Annotated in this window: 23 protein-coding genes, 3 tRNA genes and 1 other RNA gene; 12 read left to right on the top strand and 15 right to left on the bottom strand. The window is 68.9% G+C overall.

The window, feature by feature from the left end; all coding sequences use genetic code 11:
- The first annotated feature begins 66 nt into the window (after nt 1-66).
- The gene (panB, locus tag ACT3SQ_RS05455; protein WP_444600907.1) at nt 67-885 is read left to right on the top strand and encodes a 3-methyl-2-oxobutanoate hydroxymethyltransferase; all 819 of its coding nucleotides are present in this window, start codon (nt 67-69) and stop codon (nt 883-885) included.
- Nucleotides 886-895: 10 nt separating this feature from the next.
- Here the strand turns inward: panB and ACT3SQ_RS05450 are convergent, their stop codons facing one another.
- On the bottom strand, nt 896-1,114 hold the full coding sequence (locus ACT3SQ_RS05450; RefSeq protein WP_441442971.1) for an SPOR domain-containing protein: 219 nt from the start codon (nt 1,112-1,114) through the stop codon (nt 896-898).
- Between the two features lie 37 nt (nt 1,115-1,151).
- Between ACT3SQ_RS05450 and map the strand changes: the two genes are divergently transcribed.
- Both map and ppgK read left to right on the top strand, forming a co-directional pair.
- Nucleotides 1,152-2,039: a type I methionyl aminopeptidase gene (gene map / locus ACT3SQ_RS05445; RefSeq protein ID WP_441442970.1), complete on the top strand. Its 888-nt coding sequence runs from the start codon at nt 1,152-1,154 to the stop codon at nt 2,037-2,039.
- Nucleotides 2,040-2,167: 128 nt separating this feature from the next.
- Entirely contained in the window at nt 2,168-3,076 is a 909-nt protein-coding gene (gene ppgK, locus ACT3SQ_RS05440) for a polyphosphate--glucose phosphotransferase (RefSeq protein ID WP_444600906.1), read from the top strand.
- Between the two features lie 74 nt (nt 3,077-3,150).
- Here the strand turns inward: ppgK and rnpB are convergent.
- Nucleotides 3,151-3,513: RNase P RNA component class A (rnpB, locus tag ACT3SQ_RS05435), an RNA gene on the bottom strand.
- A gap of 204 nt (nt 3,514-3,717) precedes the next feature.
- On the opposite strand from rnpB, the gene ACT3SQ_RS05430 reads away from it, so the two are divergent.
- Nucleotides 3,718-4,494, top strand: a complete 777-nt coding sequence (locus ACT3SQ_RS05430) for a YaaA family protein (protein ID WP_444600905.1) — start codon at nt 3,718-3,720, stop codon at nt 4,492-4,494.
- A 2-nt stretch (nt 4,495-4,496) separates the two neighbouring features.
- Here ACT3SQ_RS05430 and ACT3SQ_RS05425 read toward each other — a convergent pair whose 3' ends face one another.
- Genes ACT3SQ_RS05425 through ACT3SQ_RS05415 form a run of 3 tightly spaced genes read right to left on the bottom strand, consistent with a single transcriptional unit; the run spans nt 4,497 to nt 7,095 of the window.
- Nucleotides 4,497-5,333: a Nif3-like dinuclear metal center hexameric protein gene (locus ACT3SQ_RS05425; protein ID WP_442331699.1), complete on the bottom strand. Its 837-nt coding sequence runs from the start codon at nt 5,331-5,333 to the stop codon at nt 4,497-4,499.
- 32 nt (nt 5,334-5,365) lie between these two features.
- Nucleotides 5,366-5,821: a Fe-S cluster assembly sulfur transfer protein SufU gene (sufU, locus tag ACT3SQ_RS05420; RefSeq protein ID WP_441442966.1), complete on the bottom strand. Its 456-nt coding sequence runs from the start codon at nt 5,819-5,821 to the stop codon at nt 5,366-5,368.
- Nucleotides 5,818-7,095, bottom strand: coding sequence for an aminotransferase class V-fold PLP-dependent enzyme (locus tag ACT3SQ_RS05415; protein ID WP_442331688.1), 1,278 nt, complete (start codon nt 7,093-7,095; stop codon nt 5,818-5,820). The genes sufU and ACT3SQ_RS05415 overlap by 4 nt, the downstream gene beginning before the upstream one ends.
- 188 nt (nt 7,096-7,283) lie before the next feature.
- Between ACT3SQ_RS05415 and ACT3SQ_RS05410 the strand changes: the two genes are divergently transcribed.
- Nucleotides 7,284-7,505 (top strand): hypothetical protein, encoded by a 222-nt coding sequence (locus ACT3SQ_RS05410; protein WP_444600904.1) that lies wholly within the window; start codon nt 7,284-7,286, stop codon nt 7,503-7,505.
- 157 nt (nt 7,506-7,662) lie between these two features.
- Here ACT3SQ_RS05410 and ACT3SQ_RS05405 read toward each other — a convergent pair whose 3' ends face one another.
- The 4 genes from ACT3SQ_RS05405 to ACT3SQ_RS05390 form a co-directional block, all read right to left on the bottom strand.
- On the bottom strand, nt 7,663-8,415 hold the full coding sequence (locus ACT3SQ_RS05405) for an esterase/lipase family protein (protein ID WP_444600903.1): 753 nt from the start codon (nt 8,413-8,415) through the stop codon (nt 7,663-7,665).
- Nucleotides 8,412-9,224 (bottom strand): alpha/beta fold hydrolase, encoded by an 813-nt coding sequence (locus ACT3SQ_RS05400; protein ID WP_444600902.1) that lies wholly within the window; start codon nt 9,222-9,224, stop codon nt 8,412-8,414. Before ACT3SQ_RS05400 ends, ACT3SQ_RS05405 begins: the two co-directional genes overlap by 4 nt.
- Nucleotides 9,225-9,716: 492 nt before the next feature.
- Nucleotides 9,717-9,790, bottom strand: a tRNA-Val gene (locus tag ACT3SQ_RS05395).
- A 73-nt stretch (nt 9,791-9,863) separates the two neighbouring features.
- On the bottom strand, nt 9,864-10,283 hold the full coding sequence (locus ACT3SQ_RS05390; protein WP_444592123.1) for a DUF3052 domain-containing protein: 420 nt from the start codon (nt 10,281-10,283) through the stop codon (nt 9,864-9,866).
- Between the two features lie 306 nt (nt 10,284-10,589).
- Between ACT3SQ_RS05390 and aceE the strand changes: the two genes are divergently transcribed.
- From aceE to ACT3SQ_RS05365, 5 genes are all read left to right on the top strand, one after another.
- Nucleotides 10,590-13,337, top strand: a complete 2,748-nt coding sequence (gene aceE, locus ACT3SQ_RS05385; RefSeq protein WP_444600901.1) for a pyruvate dehydrogenase (acetyl-transferring), homodimeric type — start codon at nt 10,590-10,592, stop codon at nt 13,335-13,337.
- Between the two features lie 111 nt (nt 13,338-13,448).
- Entirely contained in the window at nt 13,449-14,396 is a 948-nt protein-coding gene (locus tag ACT3SQ_RS05380) for an ACP S-malonyltransferase (protein ID WP_444600932.1), read from the top strand.
- Nucleotide 14,397: 1 nt separating this feature from the next.
- Complete coding sequence (locus tag ACT3SQ_RS05375; protein WP_444600900.1) at nt 14,398-15,399, top strand: beta-ketoacyl-ACP synthase III; 1,002 nt, start codon at nt 14,398-14,400, stop codon at nt 15,397-15,399.
- A gap of 126 nt (nt 15,400-15,525) precedes the next feature.
- A complete protein-coding gene (locus ACT3SQ_RS05370; RefSeq protein WP_010551652.1) occupies nt 15,526-15,774 on the top strand; it encodes an acyl carrier protein in 249 nt (82 codons plus the stop codon).
- Nucleotides 15,775-15,848: 74 nt separating this feature from the next.
- Nucleotides 15,849-17,090, top strand: coding sequence for a beta-ketoacyl-[acyl-carrier-protein] synthase family protein (locus ACT3SQ_RS05365; protein ID WP_444501880.1), 1,242 nt, complete (start codon nt 15,849-15,851; stop codon nt 17,088-17,090).
- A gap of 171 nt (nt 17,091-17,261) precedes the next feature.
- Here the strand turns inward: ACT3SQ_RS05365 and ACT3SQ_RS05360 are convergent, their stop codons facing one another.
- The 4 genes from ACT3SQ_RS05360 to ACT3SQ_RS05345 form a co-directional block, all read right to left on the bottom strand.
- A complete protein-coding gene (locus ACT3SQ_RS05360; protein ID WP_441442959.1) occupies nt 17,262-17,753 on the bottom strand; it encodes a DUF3145 domain-containing protein in 492 nt (163 codons plus the stop codon).
- 88 nt (nt 17,754-17,841) lie between these two features.
- Nucleotides 17,842-18,333: a peptide deformylase gene (locus tag ACT3SQ_RS05355; protein ID WP_441442958.1), complete on the bottom strand. Its 492-nt coding sequence runs from the start codon at nt 18,331-18,333 to the stop codon at nt 17,842-17,844.
- Entirely contained in the window at nt 18,330-18,797 is a 468-nt protein-coding gene (locus tag ACT3SQ_RS05350) for an OsmC family protein (protein ID WP_444501882.1), read from the bottom strand. Before ACT3SQ_RS05350 ends, ACT3SQ_RS05355 begins: the two co-directional genes overlap by 4 nt.
- 77 nt (nt 18,798-18,874) lie before the next feature.
- A tRNA-Asn gene (locus ACT3SQ_RS05345) sits at nt 18,875-18,946 on the bottom strand.
- 173 nt (nt 18,947-19,119) lie between these two features.
- Between ACT3SQ_RS05345 and ACT3SQ_RS05340 the strand changes: the two genes are divergently transcribed.
- Nucleotides 19,120-19,193: transfer RNA gene (locus ACT3SQ_RS05340), tRNA-Ile, on the top strand.
- A 215-nt stretch (nt 19,194-19,408) separates the two neighbouring features.
- Here the strand turns inward: ACT3SQ_RS05340 and ACT3SQ_RS05335 are convergent.
- Nucleotides 19,409-19,966 (bottom strand): OsmC family protein, encoded by a 558-nt coding sequence (locus ACT3SQ_RS05335; RefSeq protein ID WP_444592125.1) that lies wholly within the window; start codon nt 19,964-19,966, stop codon nt 19,409-19,411.
- A 319-nt stretch (nt 19,967-20,285) separates the two neighbouring features.
- Here ACT3SQ_RS05335 and ACT3SQ_RS05330 point away from each other — a divergent pair, with 319 nt between their 5' ends.
- Nucleotides 20,286-20,441, top strand: coding sequence for a hypothetical protein (locus ACT3SQ_RS05330; protein WP_442331690.1), 156 nt, complete (start codon nt 20,286-20,288; stop codon nt 20,439-20,441).
- Nucleotides 20,442-20,579: 138 nt separating this feature from the next.
- Here the strand turns inward: ACT3SQ_RS05330 and ACT3SQ_RS05325 are convergent, their stop codons facing one another.
- Nucleotides 20,580-21,923: a suppressor of fused domain protein gene (locus ACT3SQ_RS05325; RefSeq protein ID WP_444600899.1), complete on the bottom strand. Its 1,344-nt coding sequence runs from the start codon at nt 21,921-21,923 to the stop codon at nt 20,580-20,582.
- Nucleotides 21,924-22,007: the final 84 nt, after the last annotated feature.

Genomic DNA, 22,007 nt, shown 5'->3' with positions numbered 1-22,007 from the left:
GGGGTGGCCCCGACGGCGATAGGCTGGAGTGCAGTTCCCCACCCGTTCACTGCCCAGGAGCACCTCGTGAGCACTGAGTCCCCCACCGGTCCGGCGAAGATCCGCCTGCGTCATCTGCAGCTGGCCAAGTCGCAGGGACAGCCCTTCGCGATGCTCACGGCCTACGACCAGTTCGCCGCTCAGGTCTTCGAGGCGGCGGGCATCGAGGTGCTGCTGATCGGGGATTCCGTGGGCAGCACGGTGCTGGGTCACACCTCCACCACCTCGACCACCCATCAGGACATGCTCACGTTCACCGGTGCGGTGGCCCGCAGCGTGCGCCGCCCGCTGGTGATGGCGGACCTCGCCTTCGGGACCTATGAGAGCGGGCCAGCGGACGCGCTGCGCCATGGCGTCGAGCTGATCCGTGCCGGCGCGGAGGTGGTCAAGCTCGAAGGCGGAGCGGAGGTCACCGCCCAGGTCCGAGCGCTGGTCGATGCCGGGATCCCGGTGTGTGGCCATCTCGGCTTCACCCCGCAGTCGGTGAACTCGCTCTCGGGCCACCGGGTCCAGGGCCGTGACGAGGCCGGCGCCGAGAAGCTCCTCGCCGATGCCCTCGCCCTCGAGGAGGCAGGAGCCTCCGCCATCGTGCTCGAGCTGGTCCCCGCCGCGCTCGCCGCACGCGTGACCGAGGCGGTCTCCGTTCCCACCATCGGGATCGGCGCCGGGCCGAGCTGCGACGGCCAGGTGCTGGTCTGGCAGGACATGGCCGGGCTCTCCGGCTTCCAGGGCAAGTTCGTGAAGGCGTTCGCGGATCTGCGCGGAGATCTCCAGCAGGCCGCGCAGCAGTACCGCGCCGAGGTCCGGGAGCGCAGCTACCCGGGTCCTGAGCACTCCTTCGAGTGAGCCGGGAGGCTCAGCGCGCGCCGTCGGGCTTCGCCGGCGGGGTGCCGTAGTCCTCCCACTTCTCGTCGGCCTCCTCCCACTTCTCATTGCGGGCGGCAGCGGTCTGCAGTGCCCGCTCCGCCTCCTGTCGGGTCGCGTACGGCCCCATCAGGTCCGTGCCGGGGGACTGCTGCCCCTCCTCCACGTTCCCGGTGCTGAGGTTGTAATAGAACTGCGTGCCCTCGCTCACGTCTGGCTCCTTCTAAGTCGGTGAGAGACTGGTGGACATGACTGTAGAGCAGGAATGGACCCGTCCAGAAGGCCGCGCGCTGCTGGTGCCCGGCACCATCGGCCCCCGTCGCAGCGTGCCGGCGCGCATCGAGCGCCCCGAGTACGTCGACAAGGACGAAGCGGTCTCGGACAGCGGTCCCCGCGTGCAGACCCCTGAGGTGATCGAGCGGGTGCGCGAGGCCTCACGCATCGCCGCTCTCGCCCTGCAGGCCGCTGGCGAGGCGGCTCAGCCGGGGGTGACCACGGACCGGATCGACGAGGTCGTCCACCAGGTGCTGATCGAGCACGGCGCCTACCCCTCGACGCTGGGCTACCTGGGCTTCGAGAAGTCCTGCTGCACGAGCCTGAACGAGGTCATCTGCCACGGCATCCCGGACTCGACCGTGATGGAGTCCGGGGACATCCTCAACGTGGACGTCACCGCCTTCATCCATGGAGTGCATGGGGACTGCAACGCCACGTTCGCGGTGGGCGAGATCCACCCCCGCGCGCAGGATCTGATCACCGTCGCGCACGAGACGATGATGCGCGGCATCAAGGTCGCCAAGCCCGGCCGTGAGGTGAACGTGATCGGTCGCGTGATCGAGAAGTACGTGGCCCGCCACGGCTACGAGTCCGTGCAGGACTACACCGGCCACGGCGTCGCCGAGGGCTTCCACAACGGGCTGATCATCCCCCACTACGACTCCGCTCCGATGTTCGACGACGTCATCGAGGAGGGCATGACCTTCACGATCGAGCCGATGGTGACGATCGGTTCGCAGGACTGGGAGCAGTGGGACGACGGCTGGACCGTCGTGACCAAGGACCGCTCCTTCACCGCGCAGTTCGAGCACACGATGGTGATCACCGCCGAGGGGCCCGAGCTGCTGACCGTCGTCTGAGGCGGCGCGGACCGCGCGCCGCCGCCACCGCTGCGCCGGGTATTCTGAACCGTTGTGAGCACCGCCACGTCCGGTGCACAGATCCGCGGGGCCTCTTCGCGCCCCGCCCACGGCAACCAGGAGACACGATGAGCAAGAAGGCCTTCGGGATCGACATCGGCGGCAGCGGCATCAAGGGGGCCCCGGTGGATCTGGCCACCGGTGAGCTCCTCGCGGAGCGGGTGCGGATCGCGACCCCGCAGCCCTCGACGCCCGATGCCGTCGCGGACACGGTCGCGGAGCTGATCGCCTCCTTCGACATCGACGACGACATGCCGGTGGGCGTCACCTTCCCCGCCGTGATCCAGGCCGGGGTGGCCCAGACCGCAGCGAACGTGGACAAGTCCTGGATCGGGACCGACGTCGATGCGCTGCTGACGAAGCGCACGGGCCACGACGTCTTCGTGGTCAACGACGCGGACGCCGCCGGCATCGCCGAGATGACGTTCGGCGCGGGCCAGGACACCTCGGGGGTGGTGCTGGTGGTCACGCTGGGCACCGGCGTGGGCAGCGCGACCTTCGTGGACGGGCGGCTCGTGCCCAACACCGAGCTCGGCCACCTGCTGCTGCACGGGGACTCCGCCGAGAAGTACATGGCCAGCTCCATCCGTGAGAAGGAGGACCTCGACTGGGAGACCTGGGCCGGCCGGCTCCAGGAGTACTTCTCGCACGTCGAGTTCCTCTTCAGCCCCACCCGGATCATCGTCGGCGGCGGTGTGTCCAAGAAGCATCAGAAGTTCCTGCCGCTGCTGGATCTCAAGACCGAGATCGTGCCGGCGGAGCTGCGCAACGAGGCCGGGATCGTCGGCGCCGCAGCCCTCGCCCGCCACGAGCAGAAGTCACTGAAGAAGGCCGCGAAGAAGGCGAAGAAGGCTGGGAAGACGTCCGACGGAAAGTCAGACGAGAAGTCCGCCAAGAAGGCTGCGAAGAAGGCCGCGGAAAAGTCCGAGCAGCAGGCGGGGGAGAAGGAGAAGGTCAAGCGCGAGGCAGCGAAGTAGGCCGCTGCCTTCTGCCCCCTGCACACGGCTCGCGCCGCGCCCCTTCAGGGTCGCGGCGCCTGGGCCCCGAAGGGCGGACCAGCCGGCCTATAAGCCGGGTTCTGTAATCGGCAGCCATCCCTCTACGATCGCCGTTGCCGACGACCTCCAGCGGTCTACCCAGGGACTCGGGCCGGCGCCCTCGAACATCCCCTGTCTGACCTTGCTCCCGGTGGGGTTTACCGTGCCGACCTCGTCACCGAGGCCGCGGTGGTCTCTTACACCACCCTTTCACCCTTACCGCCGCTCCCCGAGGGGTGCGGCGGCGGTCTGCTTTCTGTGGCACTGTCCCGCGGATCACTCCGGGTGGGCGTTACCCACCACCGTGCCGGATGGAGCCCGGACTTTCCTCGGCCCCGAGGCCGGAGCCTCGAGGACGCGGCTGCCCGGCCGACTGGTCCGGCTGCAGTCTACGGGCAGCAGCGGTCTCGACTGCACTCGCAGGGGCACTGACTGCGCGCACTCGCCGCTCTCACCCGCACAGACCCGCACCGACCGCGAGCTGGAGCACGGGCTGGAGCACGGGTTGGACAGGGCCGACGTGCGGAACCTCTCCCCGAGCCCTGACCAGCGGGCGCGCGCGGCGGGACCAGAATGGTCGGATGCTGATCCTGCTGCCGCCCTCGGAGACGAAGACCCGCCCCCCGGAGATCACCGCGGGTCGGCTGGATCTCGAGGAGCTCTCGCTCCCGGCCCTGTTCGAGGCGCGGCAGACGATGCTGCGGGCTGCCCAGCGCACGGCTGCGGGAGCTGATGCCGCGCTCCGCCTCGGCGTCCCGGCCTCCGCACCGGAGCTGGTGGGGCGCATGCTCCATCTCGAGCAGGAACCCGTCGACCGGCCGCTCACGGTCTACTCAGGGGTGCTCTACGACCAGCTCTCAGAGGGCCTCTCCCCTGCTGCGGACCGTCAGGTGCTCGTACAGAGCGCCCTGTTCGGGCTGGTCGACGCCGCTCATGACCGCATCCCCGCCTACCGGCTCTCCGCCGGGTCCTCGCTCTCCCGGCTGGGCAAGGCGGGCACGTGGTGGGCCCGGCAGCTGCGGCCTCTCGCCGCGCAGCTGCGAGCCGAGCAGGCCGAGAGCGGCTCTCCCCTGGTGATCGACTGCCGCTCGGGCTCGTACGGGTCGATGATGCCGATGCGCAGCGGAGACGGGGTGCGGGTGCTCGACGTGGCACCCGTGCAGGAGCGCGCTGGTGTGCGCAAGGTGATCTCCCACGACGCGAAGCGATATCGCGGACTGGTCACGCAGGTGCTGATGGATCTGGAGCGCGCACCGGCCACGCCGGATGAGGCCGTCGACGCGGTCAGCTCCGGGTTGCCCGGCCTGCAGGTCGAGCTCGACGGCGACACCCTCGTCCTGGTGGATCGCGCGGCCTGAGCTCAGCCGGCGCGGCCGCCCCAGGGGTCGGTGGTGTGCTCGCTGAGGAGCACCTCGAGGCCTGGCACCGCGGTCTCGAGCAGGTCCTTCGCGAGCGGAAGCCAGAGCGCCTCGCTCGCGGCATGGGGCACATCGATCAGGGCCGGCACCACCGCGGGATCAGCGGCCGATTCGAGATGCTCGAGCGCCGGATGGTGGCGCAGGTCCGAGGTGATGTACACATCGACCTCGGCGCCGGCGGCGGCGTCGAGGAAGGAGTCCCCGGCCCCCGGGCAGACGGCGACGCGGCGCACCGGACGGTCGGCGTCACCGGTGTGAAGGATTCCGCGGGCGGTCGCGGGGACGAGGCCTGCGATCGCGGAGGTCAGCTCCCCCACCGTGGTGGGCGCGGGGAGGGTGCCCACGGCGCCGAGTCCGAAGCGGTGGGAGCCGTGCGCCGCCTCCGCGGGCACCTCCCCCGGGATCAGCGCGGAGGCGTCCTGCAGGCCGAGCTGCGAGATCCATGCTCCGACGGTGCCGCGGGTGGAGCGGTCCACGTTCGTGTGCCCGCACCACAGGGCGGTGCCGTGCCGCAGCAGGTGGGTGACCACGGCGCCCTTGCCGTCGTCGGCCGGGAGGAAGCTCGCGCCGCGCAGCAGCAGAGGATGGTGGGTGACCAGGAGCTCTGCGCCTCGGTCCACCGCCTCGCGCGCCACCGCGACCGTCGGATCCACCGCCAGCAGCACGCGCTGCACGGCGGCGCCCCGCTCCCCCAGCACCAGGCCCACCCGGTCCCAGGACTCCGCCCACGCGAGCGGGTAGGCGTCCTCGAGGGCGCCGATCACGGAACCGACGGTCATGTTGCCGGCAACCCGGTGGCTCTCCACGACGCTCACGCTCCCAGCATCTGTGCTTCGACCAGTGCCGCCTGGTAGGCCTTCCAGGGCATCAGCACACACTTCACGCGGGCAGGGAACTTCGCCGCGCCGAGCAGCGCGATGCTGTCGCCGATGAGGTCCTCGTCGCCCTCGAGCCGCCCCCGGGAGCGCATGGCCGCCTCGAAGTGGTCCTGCGCGGGGGCGACCTCCTCGATGGTGCGACCGATCAGCAGGTCCGCCATCATCGAGGCGGCGGCGCGGCTCATCGCGCAGCCGACGGCGTCATAGGAGATGTCCTCGATCCGCTCACCCCCGTCGGCGAGCTGCAGACGAAGGGTGATCTCGTCCCCGCAGGTGGGGTTCACGTGATGGACCTCGGTGGAGAACGGCTCGCGCAGCCCGGCATGCAGGGGGCGCTTGTCGTGCTCGATCACGAGCTCGGTGTACAGGGCGGACAGCTGGCTGCTCATGAGAGGGATCCGAAGAAGTCGATGGTGTGGGCGACGCCGGCGATGAAGGCGTCGACCTCGGCGGCGGTGGTGTGGACGGAGAAACTGGCACGAGTGGTGCCGTGCACGCCGTAGCGGCGATGCAGGGGCCATGCGCAGTGGTGCCCCACACGCACCTCGATGCCCAGCGAGTCGAGCACCTGGCCGACGTCATGGGGATGCCGGCCGGCGACGTCGAAGGCCACCGCGCCCGTGCGTGACGGGGACGCCGCAGGGCCGATGATCCGCACCCCGTCGATCGCGGCGAGGCCGGTCAGCGCCTGCTGGGTGAGCGCCTGCTCATGGGCGGCGATCCGCTCCATCCCGAGAGCGTCGAGATAGTCGCAGGCCGCTGCGAGCCCCACGGCCTGCGAGATCGGCGGGGTGCCGGCCTCGAAACGGGCGGGCGGCTCGGCGAAGGTGGAGCGCTCCATATCGACCAGCTCGATCATCGAACCGCCGGTGAGGAAGGGCGGCATCTCGGCGAGCAGCTCGTAGCGTCCCCACAGCACACCGATCCCGGTGGGGCCCAGCATCTTGTGCCCGGACGCGGCGACGAAATCCACCCCGAGCTCAGCGACGTCGAAGGGCATGTGCGGCGCGGACTGCGCGGCATCCAGCACGGTGAGGGCGCCGACGGCGCGCGCGGCCTCGACCAGCGTGCCGACCGGGTTCACGGTGCCCAGCACATTGGACTGATGGGTGAAGGCGATGACCTTGGTGCGCTCGGTGACCAGCGAGTCGAGATCGGTGAGGTCGAGGGTGAACTCGTCGGTCACCGGGATCCAGCGCAGGGTCGCGCCGGTGCGCCGGGCGAGTTCCTGCCAGGGCACCAGGTTCGCGTGGTGCTCCATCTCTGTCACCAGGATCTCGTCCCCCTCGCGCACCCGCAGCCGGGCCGGGGTGGACTCGTCGCCGTTGCCGAGTGAGTATGCGACCAGGTTCAGCGCCTCGGTGGCGTTCTTGGTGAACACCACCTCGTCCGGAGAAGGGGCGCCGAGGAAGTCCGCGATGCGTTCGCGGGCATTCTCGTAGGCGTCGGTTGCGAAGCCCGCCATCCGATGGGCGCCGCGCTTGACCGCGGCGTTGTCGCTGAGGAGGTAGGCGACCTCGGCATCGATCACCTGCTGGGGGCGCTGCGAGGTGGCACCGCCGTCGAGGTAGATCAGGGGGGTGTCCGGATCGAGCATCCGGGTGAGGATCGGGAAGTCTGCGCGAATCGTCTCGACGTCGAACTCTCTGCTGGGTGCACTCACCTGCGCGGCTCCTCCTTCAACGGGGCTCCGGCCGAGGCCCCGCGAGCTGCGGAGCACGCCGGTCATGGCTGCCCTGCCAGTATAGGAAGCGTCCAGGTGGACGGGCCGGGCCGTGAGACCCTGTGCACAGTCCCTGACCCCTGCGACCTTCCGGAGGCACCGCCATCACGAATCTCATCCTGCTCGCCATGGCCGTGGCAATTCTGGTCTCGGTGGTCGTCCTGGTCGGACAGCTCCTGGTGCGGCGCCAGCGCGCCCGCGAGGAGTGGGAGAAGTCCGGACGGCCGGAGGCCCCCGCGCCGACGCCCGAGGAGAAGGCGAAGGAGCGTCAGACCGCAGTCATCTGGGGCTGCCTGATCGTCGCGGTGCCGGTGGTGCTGGTGCTGCTGTATGCCGTGACCGGCCTCTAGCCGCGTCATGAGCGCGGATGAGAAGCCGGGCAGGAGGTAGCCCCTGGCCCTCTGCGAGGCGCAGAGTTCGGTGCCACGCCAAGCCAGAGGTACCTTCCGGACGCCGGTGCGGCACCGAAACCGTGAACTGTCCGGAAAGTCGAGCCCGGCACCGCTCTCAGCGCGTGAGCAGTCGGATTCCGTCGAGAACCGCTTCGTGCACTCGAGCATCTCCGAGAGGCAGGAAGTGCCCGCGCGTCTCCAGCTGCACGTTGTGCGCTCCCTCCAGGTGGCTGCCGCCCGGGATGTGCGGGTCGAAGCGGCCGTAGATCGAGATGATGTCCTGATCCACGTGTCGGCTGGCGGCCAGCTCGGCCAGCTCGGGGGAGTGTGGCAGGAAGACGCGGATCGCGGGCAGCGGCAGCAAGCGGGCCAGCGGGGAGCCTTCGAACGGCGTGTTGAGGGCCACGAGTCCCTGGATCACGCCGGTCTCGTTGTACCGGGCGAGCAGGAGCTTGCCGATCAACCCGCCCTTGCTGTGGGCCACCAATACGCAGTGCCCGATGCCTTCACGGCGGATGAATCCGTCCACGAGGTTCGCCATGTCTTCGATGCTGCCGCCGTTGTACCCCATGTCGACGACTGCACGCACGTCGTAGCTGTGCTCGCGCAGCACGTCAGCCACCGGACGCATGAAGGACCAGGTCTCGTAGACCCCGGGCAGAAGAACGACGACGAGCTTGTCCGGACCAGGCTGGCGGTAGGTGTGGGGGTCGGGCCGGCGGACCAGCGCGGTGATCTGCCAGCGGAGGGCGTAGGCGTAGTCGCGGGCCCAGGCATCGAGATCGGCTCCGGCCTCGGCGAGCATCTCAGGCAGGCGACTCAATGGACCGGGAGAAAGCTCTTTCAGGCGCAACCTGCGACCGGTCATGCGCTCGGGGAGGTGGTCTGCGGACCGGGACGGCCGCCGTTGACGGCGGCGAGGAACGGTGCGCAGGCGGCGGCGAGATCGTGCGGCCGAATGTGCTGGACGTTATGGGAGCCGCCGGGGATCTCCCGCAGGGCGGCGTCCGGGGCCAGGCGCACCAACAGGCGCACCCACTCGGCGGACGCGATCGGATCCCGCGCCCCGCGGACCACAAGTCCCGGAACGGTGCACCGTGGAATGGTCTCCTCGGTGTGGTCAGCGAGCATGTGCCGGGCAGTGCGCAGATACCGCAACGGGCCCATCCGCAGATAGTTGCGGAACACCACGGCGTTGCTGAGGGGCGACTCGATCAGGGTGTCCCGCAACAGCCGCATGCCTTGGGCGTGCAGGCTGCGCGCGGCCGGGTCCACGGTCGGGCCGATCAACATATAGCCGGCGCACAACCCCGGATGGTCGGCGATCGCGTCCGCGACGATCTGGCAGCCCATGGAATGACCTACGAGGACGGGCGCATCCAGCCCCAGCGTCGTGACCACCCCCACGACCACGTCGCTCAGCTCCGGGACGGTGAGCGCGCGGACCGGCTGCGGCGTGCTGCCGTAACCCGGCAGATCGAGGGCGTACACGTCGTGAGTGACTGCGAGCAGGTCGGCGTACGGCAGGAAGTACTCCCCCGACATGCCGATCCCATGCACCAGCACGATCGGTGGGCGCTCCGGGGTGAAGGTACCGCGCACGTCCACGGTATGGCCGCCAACGTGCACACGCCGTGTGTGGAGCCCGGCGCCCGGCTCATCCTTCTGGCACACCATCGTCCTTCCTGAACCCCATGGGGGCCTGCTGGAGGCGCCGGTCATCTGTTCTCGCTCAGGACCCGGTCGCACTGCTGGGTAGCATAGAGGGTTCCGTCGAGCTCCGCCGGCGGGACGTCGTCGAGCTCGCCGTGGGGGCTCGTCGTCCCCGGACTCCGTATTCCTCGAGCGGTCCGCGCCCCACCGGTCCCACGCATCCGACCGCGGTCCGCCGCCCACAGGCCCGGCACGCCCAGGTGCGATGGCCTCCCTCAGTCGGCCCGGCGCCGCACCGGCAGGCGCGCCAGCCGATCGTGTGGCAGTCGCTGCCGCAGTCGCACGGCGGAGGCATCGGCTCGACCCATCCGCGGGATGCGCGGACCAGCCAGGTCGTGGTGATCATGGGCCCGAGTCTGCGGCTCGCGCCGGACAGTCGACGCCGCCCTTTTGCTCAGAGCAGCTCGGGAATCCTGGCTCTGCGCTGTTCGTACAGGCCAGAGGCCTTTCGTGAAGTGGGTCGTGAGGGGCTCGAACCCCCGACCTCCTGGGTGTAAACCAGGCGCTCTGACCAACTGAGCTAACGACCCGGACGGGGGCGGACCCCCGTGGCCTCCAGCACACCGGAGACCGTGACGCTCCTCACCGGAGCGTCGTCTCGGCTCAGCTGGGGCGGCTGGCCAGGCGGGTGCCGTTCCAGTCCGGGGCGAGGCTCACCGAGCTCATCACCCGCAGCCCGGCGATGCTCGCACTCTCCTGGATGTCTCCCGGCATCACGTGACCGGGGCGGCCTGCCTTGGGGACCAGCATCCACACCGGCGCACCGGGCTCGATGTTCCGCAGGGTGTCCACCATGGCGTCGGTGAGGTCACCGTCGCCATCGCGCCACCACAGCACCACGGCGTCCACGATCTCCTGGGTGTCCTCATCCTCGAGCTCGTCGCCGATGAGATCCTCGATCGCATCGCGCAGGTCAAGATCGACATCATCGTCGTAGCCGATCTCCTGCACGATCTGGCCCGTGGTGAAGCTCAGCACCTCGGCGAGGGAGCTGGACGAAGTGGCGTCTGCCGACGGTGACAAGAAAGGACTCCTTCAGAGCGGGGGTATGACGAACTCGGCAGCGACGGGGGCCTGCAGGGCCCGAGGCCGTGCTGCGCGGGCCTGATTCTATGTCACGCGCACCTCACATGCATTCCGGGACGAGAGTCCCGGTGCCAGCACCGGAGAATTCGATGTCCGACGTGTCACAGATGCGGACGGTGCGTGGAGGTCCCGCGCCCTCCTGGCAACGGTAGGCTTGCACGCACCGAGGCCGACGGAGCAGGGCCCACCGGCGATTCCCGCTCCCCCGGCCGGTCCGCCCCCTCCCGTAGAGAGAAGGACAGTGTGACTTCGCACGAGACCCCTCGTCCCATCGGCATCAACCTGCCGAGCCATGCCCAGGATCCGGATCCGGAAGAGACCCGGGAATGGTTGGACTCGTTCGACGGTCTCGTCGAGCACCGCGGTGCCGAGCGCGCCTCCGAGATCGTCCAGAGCGTCATCCAGCACGCCCGGGAAGAGGACATCCACCTCCCGGAGTCGCTCACCACGGACTACGTGAACACCATCTCGGTCGAGCAGCAGCCGGAGTACCCCGGTGACCTCGAGCTCGAGAAGGAGCTGCGCAACATCAACCGCTGGAACGCGGCGATGGTGGTGCACCGGGCGCAGGCTCCCGGGATCGGCGTCGGCGGGCACCTCTCGAGCTACGCCTCGATCGCGACCATGTACGAGGTCGGCTTCAACCACTTCTTCCGCGGACGCAACCATCCCGGCGGCGGCGACCACGTCTTCTTCCAGGGCCATGCCTCCCCCGGCATCTACTCACGCGCCTACATGATGGGCCGCCTCTCCCAGGACGACCTCGACGGCTTCCGCCAGGAGGTCTCCAGCGAGCACGGGATGCCCTCCTACCCGCACCCGCGGGCGATGCAGGACTTCTGGGAGTTCCCGACCGTCTCGATGGGCATCGGCCCGGTCGCCGCGATCGAGCAGGCCTCCTTCGACAAGTACCTCCAGAACCGTGGCCTGAAGGACACCAGCGAGCAGCACACCTGGGCATTCCTCGGCGACGGCGAGATGGACGAGGTGGAATCCCGCGGCGCCCTGCACATCGCCGCCAAGGAGCACCTGGACAACCTCACCTTCGTGGTGAACTGCAACCTGCAGCGCCTGGACGGCCCTGTCCGCGGCAACGGCAAGATCATCCAGGAGCTGGAGAGCCAGTTCCGCGGTGCCGGCTGGAACGTCATCAAGGTGATCTGGGGCGCGGGCTGGGATCCGCTGCTCGAAGAGTCCACCGACGGCGCGCTCATCGACCTGATGAACGCCACCCCGGATGGCGACTACCAGACCTACCGCGCCGAGTCCGGCGGGTTCATCCGCGACAACTTCTTCGGCCGCGACCCCCGCACCAAGGCACTGGTCGAGGACATGTCCGATGAGGACATCTGGTGGAAGCTGAACCGCGGCGGTCACGACGCGAAGAAGATCTACGCAGCGTTCAAGCAGGCCACCGAGAGCAACGGCAAGCCGACCGTGATCCTGGCCCACACCGTCAAGGGCTACCGCCTGGGCAAGAACTTCGCGGGCCGCAATGCGACCCACCAGATGAAGAAGTTCACCCCCGAGGACCTCATGGCCCTCCGCGACACGCTGCGCATCCCGATCAGCGACGAGCAGCTCGAATCCGCCGGCAGCGTCTACGACGCACCGTTCTACCTGCCGGACGACGATGCACCGGTGATGAAGTACCTCAAGGAGCACCGCGCCGCCCTCGGCGGTCCGGTCCCCTCACGCCGCACCGAGCACAAGCCGCTGAACCTCCCCGGCGACAAGGCCTACGAGGTCGTCAAGCGCGGTTCCGGCAAGCAGGAGATCGCCTCCACGATGGCGCTCGTGCGGCTGCTGAAGGACCTCATGCGCGACAAGGAGACCGGCAAGCGCTGGGTCCCGATCGTCCCCGACGAGGCCCGCACCTTCGGCATGGACTCGCTGTTCCCGACGGCGAAGATCTACAACCCCGACGGTCAGAACTACCTCTCCGTCGACCGCGATCTGCTCCTGGCCTACAAGGAGTCCACCTCCGGCCAGATCAAGCACATGGGCATCAACGAGATCAGCTCCACCGCAGCCTTCACCGCGGCAGGCACCTCGTACGCCACGCACGACTTCCCGATGATCCCGTTCTACATCTTCTACTCGATGTTCGGGTTCCAGCGCACCGGTGACTTCTTCTGGGCCGCCGGCGACCAGATGGCCAAGGGCTTCGTGATCGGCGCGACCGCCGGCAAGACGACGCTCGCGGGCGAGGGCCTGCAGCACATGGACGGCCACTCGCCGATCCTCGCGTCGACCAACCCCGGGGCCGTGATCTACGACCCCACCTATGGGTATGAGCTCGGCCACATCATCCGCGACGGTCTCCAGCGCATGTACGGCGAGGACGACCGCGTCGCAGAGGTCTTCTACTACATCACGGTCTACAACGAGCCGATGGTGCAGCCCAAGGAGCCCGAGGGCCTGGACGTCGAGGGGCTGCTCAAGGGCATGTACCTGCTCGAGGCCAAGCCTGACGGCGATGGCCCCGAAGCTCAGCTGCTCGCCTCCGGCGTCGGTGTCCCGTGGGCGCTGCACGCCCGCGAGCTGCTGGCCGAGGACTGGGGCGTGAAGGCGAACGTCTGGTCGGTCACCTCGTGGACCGAGATGCGCAAGGAGGCCCAGGAGGTCGAGAAGCACAACCTCCTGCATCCTGAGGATCAGCGCACCCCGTGGATCTCCCAGCGACTCGAAGGCGTCGAGGGTCCGTTCGTCGCGACCTCCGACTACGACTTCATGGTCCCGGACATGATCCGCGAGTGGATCCCGGGTCGCTACGGCGTTCTCGGAGCCGACGGCTGGGGCTTCTCGGACACCCGTCCGGCAGCTCGCCGTCACCTGAAGATCGATGCGCACTCGATGGTCGTCAAGGCCCTCCAGCTGCTCGCCAAGGAGGGCAAGGTGGACCCCTCGGTGGTGCGCCAGGCCATCGACAAGTACGACCTGACGAATGTGAACGCCGGCCAGTCCGGCTCCTTCGGCGGCGAGTCCTGATCGCCCCGTCGGGCCGCCCATCCTCGTGACGGGAGGCCCGACGGTCTCTCCCCCAGCCGGCCCGTCTCGTCCTCCGAGCGGGCCGTGCCCCGTCTCTCCCTGGAGGTACCAGTGCTCGCGATCGTCTGTCCCGGACAAGGGGCGCAGAAGCCCGGATTCCTGAGCCCGTGGCGTGAACTGCCCGGCGTCGAGGAAGCGCTCTCAGCCCTGTCCGAACCGGCAGGCGTCGACCTGCTCCGTCACGGCACCGAGTCCGATGCGGACACCCTCCGCGACACCGCCGTGGCCCAGCCGCTGCTGGTCGCCGCGGGCATCATCGCCGCTTCGTCCCTGTACCAGGAGCAGGGCCTGCCCGCCGCTGACGCCTTCGCCGGCCACAGCGTCGGAGAGCTCACGGCCGCTGCACTGGGCGGGGTGCTGAGCAACGAGGACGCGATGCGTCTGGTCGCCGTCCGCTCCCAGGCGATGGCGAAGGCCGCGGCGGCGGAGCCCACTTCGATGGCGGCCGTCGTCGGCGGTACCCGCGAGGACGTCATCGCGACGATCCGGCGCCACGGCCTGCACCCGGCGAACATCAACTCCGCCGCCCAGGTGGTCGCAGCCGGGACGGGTGAGAAGATCGCCGCCCTGGTCGAGGACGGTCCCGCGAAGGCTCGCGTGATCCCCCTCCAGGTCGCCGGCGCCTTCCACACCCCGTACATGGCCGGGGCCCGCGAGGAGCTGGCAGCGTTCGCGCCCGGCCTGCACCCCTCGGACCCGTCGGTGCCGCTGATCTCCAACGCCGGTGGCGAGGTCATCACCTCCGGTGCCCGCTACCTCGAGCTGATCGTGAACCAGGTCGCCTCCCCCGTGGACTGGGAGGCCTGCATGGCGGCGCTGCGCGAGCGCGGCGTGACCGCGCTGATCGAGGTCGCCCCCGCAGGGACCCTCACCGGGCTCGCCAAGCGCGAGCTGAAGGGGATCGCGCTGGCGAACCTCAACACCCCTGACGATCTCGAGTCGGCCCGTGCCCTGGTGCGCGAACATGCTGGCGTCGCCCCCACGGATCAGGAGAACTGACATGACCGTCGCCCTCACCTCTCAGAAGACCGTCCCCGGCTCGCAGGTCCTCGCCTATGGCGCGGCCCGCGGCGATGTCGTCGTACCCAACGACGACCTGGTCGGTCCGATCGACTCCTCCGATGAGTGGATCCGGCAGCGCACCGGCATCATCACCCGCATGCGGGCCAGCAAGGACGTCGGCGTCAAGGACCTCTCGCTCACAGCGGCCAAGGAGGCGATCGAGCGTTCCGGTATCGATCTGGAGACGCTCGACGCGATCATCGTCTCCACCATCTCGTTCCCCTACCCGACCCCGTCCCTGGCCACGCTGCTGGCCGGAGAGCTGGGTCGGCCCGACGTCATCGCCTATGACATCTCCGCCGCCTGCGCCGGCTTCGCCTACGGGATCGGTCAGGCGGATTCGCTGATCCGCTCAGGTGCCGCCCGTCATGTGCTGGTGATCGGCGCGGAGAAGCTCTCCGATTTCGTCGATCCCACCGATCGCTCGATCTCCTTCCTGCTGGGTGATGGCGCGGGAGCCGCGATCGTCGGACCGAGCGACGCTCCCAAGATCGGCCCCACCGTGTGGGGCAGCGACGGCGACAACTGGAACACCATCCGGATGACGAACTCGCTGGTGAACTTCCGCGACGGCAACGGCCCGTGGCCCACCCTCGAGCAGGACGGCCGCACGGTGTTCCGCTGGGCCGTCTGGCACACCGCCGAGAAGATCCGCGAGATGCTCGAGAAGTCCGGGATCGGCATCGAGGACATCGACGTGTTCGTGCCCCACCAGGCCAACATGCGGATCATCGACGAGCTCGCCAAGCAGCTGAAGCTGCCTGATTCCGTGGTGATCGGCCGAGATATCGCCGAGACCGGGAACACCTCTGCCGCCTCGATCCCGCTGGCCACGCACCGTCTGATCGAGGAGGGCGCCGCCAAGAGCGGCGACGTGCTCGTGCAGTTCGGCTTCGGTGCCGGCCTCGCCTACGCGGGCCAGGTCCTGATCCTGCCGTGATCCGTCGCGGGCGCACTGTCGCCCGCATCACGCCTCACGGGGGACACGATCCCCGCTGGCCGATTACCGCGCGGTAGCACGGGTAGTCTGTGACCGCCACACATCCGCACACCTGAAGGAGCACCCATGGCACACACGGAGAACGAGATCCTCGAGGGCCTCGCCGAGATCGTCAACGAGGAGACCGGTGTCGCCACCGAGGACGTCAAGCTCGAGAAGTCATTCACCGACGACCTCGACATCGACTCCATCTCGATGATGACCATCGTCGTCAACGCCGAAGAGAAGTTCGACGTCCGCATCCCCGACGAAGAGGTCAAGAACCTCGCGACCGTCGGCGACGCCGTCAAGTACATCGCGGGCGCCCAGAACTGAGCCCCGCCTGACGCCCGGGACGATCCCGTCCCGGGCGTCGCCGTTTCGTCTGCCGCCCCGACCCGGAGGTCCGTATGCCCGCTCCCCGTTCTCGTGTCGCCGTGACCGGCCTCGGCACCGTCAACCCGCTCGGCGGTGACGTGACCTCCACCTGGGAGGCCGCTCTGGCCGGGACCTCCACCGCGCGCACCTTCGACAACGACTGGAAGGAGCGCTACGGGCTGTCCGTGGACTTCGCCTGCCAGATCGTTCCCGGCGCTCTCGATTCCCTCACCCGGCCCGAGTCCAAGAAGCTGGACCCCTCCGGGCAGTACTCCATGGTCGCCGCACGTGAGGCCTGGGCCGATGCCGGTGCCCCCGAGGTCGCCCCCGAACGGCTCGGCGTCGTGGTCGGCACCGGCATCGGTGGCATCTGGACCACCCTGGACCAGTGGGACGTGGTGCGCGAGCGCGGCGCCCGGCGGGTCAACCCGTTCACCGTCCCGATGCTGATGGCGAACTCCTCGGCCGCCAACATCTCGATGGAGCTCGGCGCCCGCGCCGGTGCCCACACCCCCGTCTCCGCCTGCGCCTCCGGCGCCGAAGCGGTCGCTCTGGGCATGGGGATGATCCGCGACGGCCGGGCCGACGTGGTCGTCGTCGGCGGCACCGAGGCATCGATCCACCCGATGACCATCGCCGCCTTCGCGAACATCCGCGCCCTCTCGACCCGGGTCGATGATCCCGAGCACGCCTCGCGCCCCTACGACGTGGACCGCGACGGCTTCGTCCTCGGCGAGGGCGCGGCCATCCTGGTGCTCGAGAGCGAGGAGCACGCCGCCGCCCGCGGTGCCCGCGTGTACGCCTACGCCTCGGGGCGCGGCATGGCCTCCGACGCGCACCACATCTCCGCCCCCTCCCCCGAGGGTCAGGCCAGCGCAGTGCGCGAGGCCGTCGAGGATGCGGACGTCGCCGCGCAGGACATCGTGCACCTCAACGCCCACGGCACCTCCACCCCGCTGGGCGACATCGGCGAGCTCAACTCCGTCTCCACCGCGCTGGGCGGCGTCACGGACCAGATCGTGGTCTCCTCGACCAAGTCGATGACCGGCCACCTGCTGGGCGGCGCCGGCGCACTCGAGTCCGTCTTCTCGGTCCTCGCCTCGCACCACCGCCTCGCCCCGCCGACGATCAACATCGAGAACCTCGACCCGGAGACCCCGATGCGGATCGCACAGAACGCGCCGGCCGAGCTGCCGGGCGGCGACATCGCCGTGCTGAACAACGCGTTCGGCTTCGGCGGCCACGACATTGCGGTGGTCTTCACCAGCGCCTGATCGACGTGCCACGCGGCGCGTTCTCGCGCCGCGCAGCACCCTGCCCACCGCGCAGTCCGCTGAACGGCGTTCGGAGCACTTCCCTTACCGGAGAGTGTTCCGGGCGCCGTTCCGGTCTTCCATGGGCTTGGCTTCCACGGACCGGGCCTCCAGGGATGAGTGCAGCTGCGCTCAGCTCACGCGGTGCAGCCACCGCATCGGCACGCCCTCACCAGCATGACGGTAGATCTCGAGGTCGTCGTCCCAGGGGGCACCGAGGGCGATGTCGAGCTCATGGCGGAGGGCGTGCGGGTCGTTCCCTGCCCGTTCCATGCAGCCGCGCACATGGTCCTCGGTGAGGACGATGTTCCCTGCATGATCGGTGGCGGCATGATGGATGCCGAGCTCGGGGGTGCAGCTCCAGCGGGCACCGTCCACTGCGGCGGTGGCCTCCTGGGTGACCTCGAAGCGCACCTCGTTCATGCCGCGCAGCGCACTCACCAGCTGGGCCCCGGTGTCCTCGCGCCCGCGCCAGGTCATCTCGGCACGTTGCAGCCCACGGCTCACCGGCTGGTCTTCCCAGCGGATGCGTGCGGGCACGCCGAGAACTCCGCTGGCGGCCCATTCGATATGCGGCGTGAGGGCCCGCGGAGCGGAGTGAATATACAGAACGCCCTGAGTCATCTCGTTCCTTCCGGTCTCCGATGCGTCTTCCCCAACGAATCGGTACCGCGGATGGATCTGATGACAGAGGTGGCTGTCGGTGTAGAGCTTAGAGGGTCTCCCTGATCTGGCGCAACGCCCGCTTCTTGACCGAGCGTTCGAGGCCGTCGATGTACAGCGCACCGTCGAGATGACCGACCTCGTGCTGGATGAGCCGTGCGATGAGCCCCTCCCCCGCGAACTCGATCTCCTCACCTTCGAGGTTCGTGCCGATGCACCGGGCGTAGGCGGAGCGGGTGCGCGGGAAGAACAGCCCGGGCACCGACAGGCAGCCCTCGTCGTCGTGCTGAAGCTCCTCGGAGAGCTCGACGATGACGGGGTTCAAGATGTATCCGAGCTCCTGCTTCTCCACCAGGTGCCAGGAGAAAGCACGCAGGTTCACCCCGATCTGATTGGCGGCGACACCGGCCCGCCCCTCGTCGTCCACGGTGTCCAGCAGGTCGCGCACCAGGGTGCGGGTGCCATCGGTGATCTTCGTGATCGGGTCGCAGGCAGTGCGCAGAACAGGGTCGCCGACGACCCTGATAGGGCGGATGGTCATGCCTGCGCCTCCCGCTCAGCACCGAGCACGCGGTGGGTGACCTCCATGCCGGGGACGACGGACCGCTCGACCGTGCAGCCGGCGGCGACCGCGCGGCCGAACACCTTCACCACGGTGGCGATCTCGCTCTCGGTGAGCCCTTCAAACGCGAGCTGCACCTCTTCGGCGATGCTCAGGTAGCGGTTCTCGGCCGCGTCGGAGGCCCCGTGGGCCCACAGGCGCATCGGGAAGTCATCCCCCAGGCGGCGAGCGAGATTCACATCGCTGCTCATTCCGGCGCAGCCGATCAGCGCGAGCTTCAGCAGCTCACCGGGGTTGATCTCCCCGTCGCCATGGCCGATCGGGATCTCGACCCCGCGCTGGTTGCGACCCACCAGGGTGCGGGCACCGGAGCGGTCCGCCCAGACGCTGCCGGGACCGAAGCTCTCCGGGAGCTCGAAACGGTCATCGGGGACGGTGGGCATCGTCCTTCTCCTTCACGAGAACCATCAGGAAATGGGACAGCCCCGGATGATCTCCGGGGCTGTGCTCCTGTACTGGGCTCCCGCACTTGGATTCGAACCAAGAACCGCTCGATTAACAGTCGAGTGCTCTGCCGTTGAGCTATGCGGGATCGACCTGAACGACTGTAGCAGGATCTGGCCGGTGCTCGCATCTCCGTTCTGCCCTCCCACCGGCTGATATGACGAAGGTAACGCCGCGCAGCCCAGGTTCCGACGGCGCCGATTCGGGTGCGTCCCGGTGTCCCGTGTGCGGTAGATTCGGGTGCGCTCCTCAGGAGCGCACGGCCCAGTAGCTCAGCCGGTCAGAGCAGCGGACTCATAATCCGTCGGTCGCGGGTTCAAGCCCCGCCTGGGCTACGACGTAGCTGGGACTTCAACGAAGAGTCCCGTCACCCCCAGAGAGGATCCGGCATGGCCTTGGTACTTGACCTTCTCCTAGAGCTGTTGGCTGCGCTCGTCCCCACCAGGAAGCGCAGGAAGGGGCCCCGCAGGGGCGGCAACAGATCCTGACCCCGGCCCGCAGCGGGCCGGGGAGTCCTGCCCCGGCCGTGGTCACACCGGCAAGGCGGTGATCACGCGCGGGTGACGGTGGTCTTGACCGGAGTCGGATTCTGGAAGATGTCGAGCACCGGGCAATGGGCATCGACGGCCTCGCGCAGCGCGTCGTAGCGCTCGCTCGTCTCCGGTCCCGAGAGCTCGATATCAAGCCGCACCTCGGAGAACCCGGCACGCACGGACTCGTCGGCGCCGAACAGACGCGCCGCGTCCAGATCGGCTTCGGCCCTGATGACGATGTCATCGAACGGAATGCCGAGCTGCTGCGCGTAGAGGCGATAGACGACGACCTGGCATCCGACCAGCGCGCCGAGCGCGTATTCGACGGGGCTGGTCCCGGCGTCATCGCCAGCTAGCGCTGCGGGCTCGTCGACGACGAAGGAATGCTTGCCAGCGCGCACAGTCGTTGCCACTGAACCGGCACCGGCGCCTTCGACCGCGTAGGTCAGATGGGCTTTCGACCGATCGGCATCCATGCGCTCGGCCCATGCGCTGCCGGCGTTCGTGAGGCGAGCGGCGCGATCTTCGGCGGAGATGTCGGGGACGGCGGACTGGATGCTTGCTGTGGCGGTCATGACGGCGACGATAGAAGGGCCTGCCGTGGGTACCAAGACCTGCGAAACCTTCCGTCATCGAGTGTCATCTGGAGCCATGAGCGCTTCTGGATCAGCCCAGCTTCTCTGCCGCTGCTCCTGGCACAGGACGCGGAGGATCGACTCGACTGCGCTCCGGCACGTGTCACCGTGGCCGGCAGGCGATCTCGATCAGTCCCTCGGCAGCGAGCTCCCGGGCTGGTCGATCCTCGGCGAAGAGGTGTGCGGACAGGTGCTGGCGCGGTGGGTCCCAGGTTGCCTCTGCAAAGTCCTGCCATCGGCCTGTTCCTCCCACCCGGCAGTGCCAGTCGCTCCGGGGAGCGGCCCTCAGGAACGGCTCGATCACCAGGGCCAGCAGATCAGCGAGGGTCGCCTCGAACGGCACCTCCACCTGTCGGTGCAGATCGTGCTGGTCGCCGGCGTGGGCATCGAGGCGCTGGGCGTCGACGAGGAGTGAGCCCGGGGCGGACGGTGCGAGCTGCGGACGATCCATCCACGAGCCCGATTCCTCGGATACCCGGCGCGCGGCCCCCTCGCGAGAGGTCATAGCGCCCCGCCGGCGGGGTCCCACCTGGGAAGGTCCGCCACGGGCATCTCAGTCGTCTTCGATCGCGAAGGTGCCGGACTCGTCAGCGAACAGCGCCGTCTGGCCTGGAACTGCGACGCGGAGGAATCCGTCGACCATGGGGAAGCGGTCTCGGAAGGACCCGACGGACCAGACCTCGTGGTTGCTCGCATCGTCCATATAGGCCTCCGACTCGAGCCCCGTGACCGACTGGACCTCCCGGCCGGTGAACGTCACCCACCGCGGAGGATGCTCGGCGTGGAGCTTCGAGAGGAACACAGGCATCGCATCGGGCAGTCCGGCCGCGCCGACCGCACTCCCCCGGGTCACGTCCAGCAGGGCATCCACAGATCCTGCCTCGTCGCGCAACGAATCCCAGCCGCTCGAGGCGATGTGACTCGCCTCGGCATCGGTGAGCAGCCGCAGGGTGCACACGCGGCCGAGGACCTCGCCGTCCTCGGAGCGCACCTCGTCGAAGGCGGCGCCCCACCGGGAGCCCGTCGCGAGGATCGCAGAGATCCCGGTGCCCGAGAGGAACGGCTCGCTGTTGCGCCACGGCGTGCCCATCGGCGGCACGCGCCGGTTGTTCGCGATGTCGTCGCAGACGATCCTCATCGCCACCAGGGCGGCGCCCTGCTGACCGTCGACCACCTCCACCGCGAGCTCGACCCGTTCACCCGAGTCGGTGGGGATCTGGGAGGCCCCGGCGGTGATCAGGGTGATCGGTCCGTTCTCGGGGCGCTTCTCGACGACCATCACGGAGCCGCCGATCCGGTCCTCCAGGACGATGGGCTCCGTGCCGAGGGCATCGAAGACGTGGTTCGGGAACGCGTCGAGAGCTGCCATGACGAGAGTCTGGCAGAGGGACGTCGACACCGGAACTCCGACAACGCGACGGGTCCGGCGTCGCGCAGGCGCACTGACGCGCCCGCAGAACCGGGGATGGTCCGCGATGATCGTGAGCCCGGAACGGATGATGAAGATCATCAGGAACAGGTTCAGGAAATGCTGCCAGCCGAGCCACGCCGGCAACCCGACCGGGGCACCGTCAGGGAGGTCGGACTCGCCTGGGTATTGCGCGATGAATTCCTGGACCCGCGGGAGCTCCCGGATCCCCTTCGCCACGGCAGCACCGACGATGAGAAGGAAGAATCCGATCGGGATCAGCCATAGGAGGTTGAACCATTTGCTCTTCCCGATCCGCACGTGGGGCGCGACCCCGTACTGAGGCTCCACCCCTCCGGCCCAGGAGGCATCGACGACGTCCTCCCGCTTCGTGACCAGCTCGGTGCGGAAGCTGGTCCGCACTCGTCCGTGCGCGCCCTGGTCTGCAGCGGGCGATGGGGGTCTGGTGTACTCGGGCGAAGCATCCATGAGGTGGAGCGGATCTACCGGTTGACGCTCTATCGCAGGCTACGTTGAAGCCATGTCCGACGTTCCGATACGCCCAGCATGCGC

This window comes from Brachybacterium sp. AOP42-C2-15, from assembly GCF_052377065.1.
GTDB lineage: Bacteria > Actinomycetota > Actinomycetes > Actinomycetales > Dermabacteraceae > Brachybacterium.
Note: the sequence above shows the minus strand (reverse complement) of the source record. Positions and strands in the feature narration are given on the sequence as shown.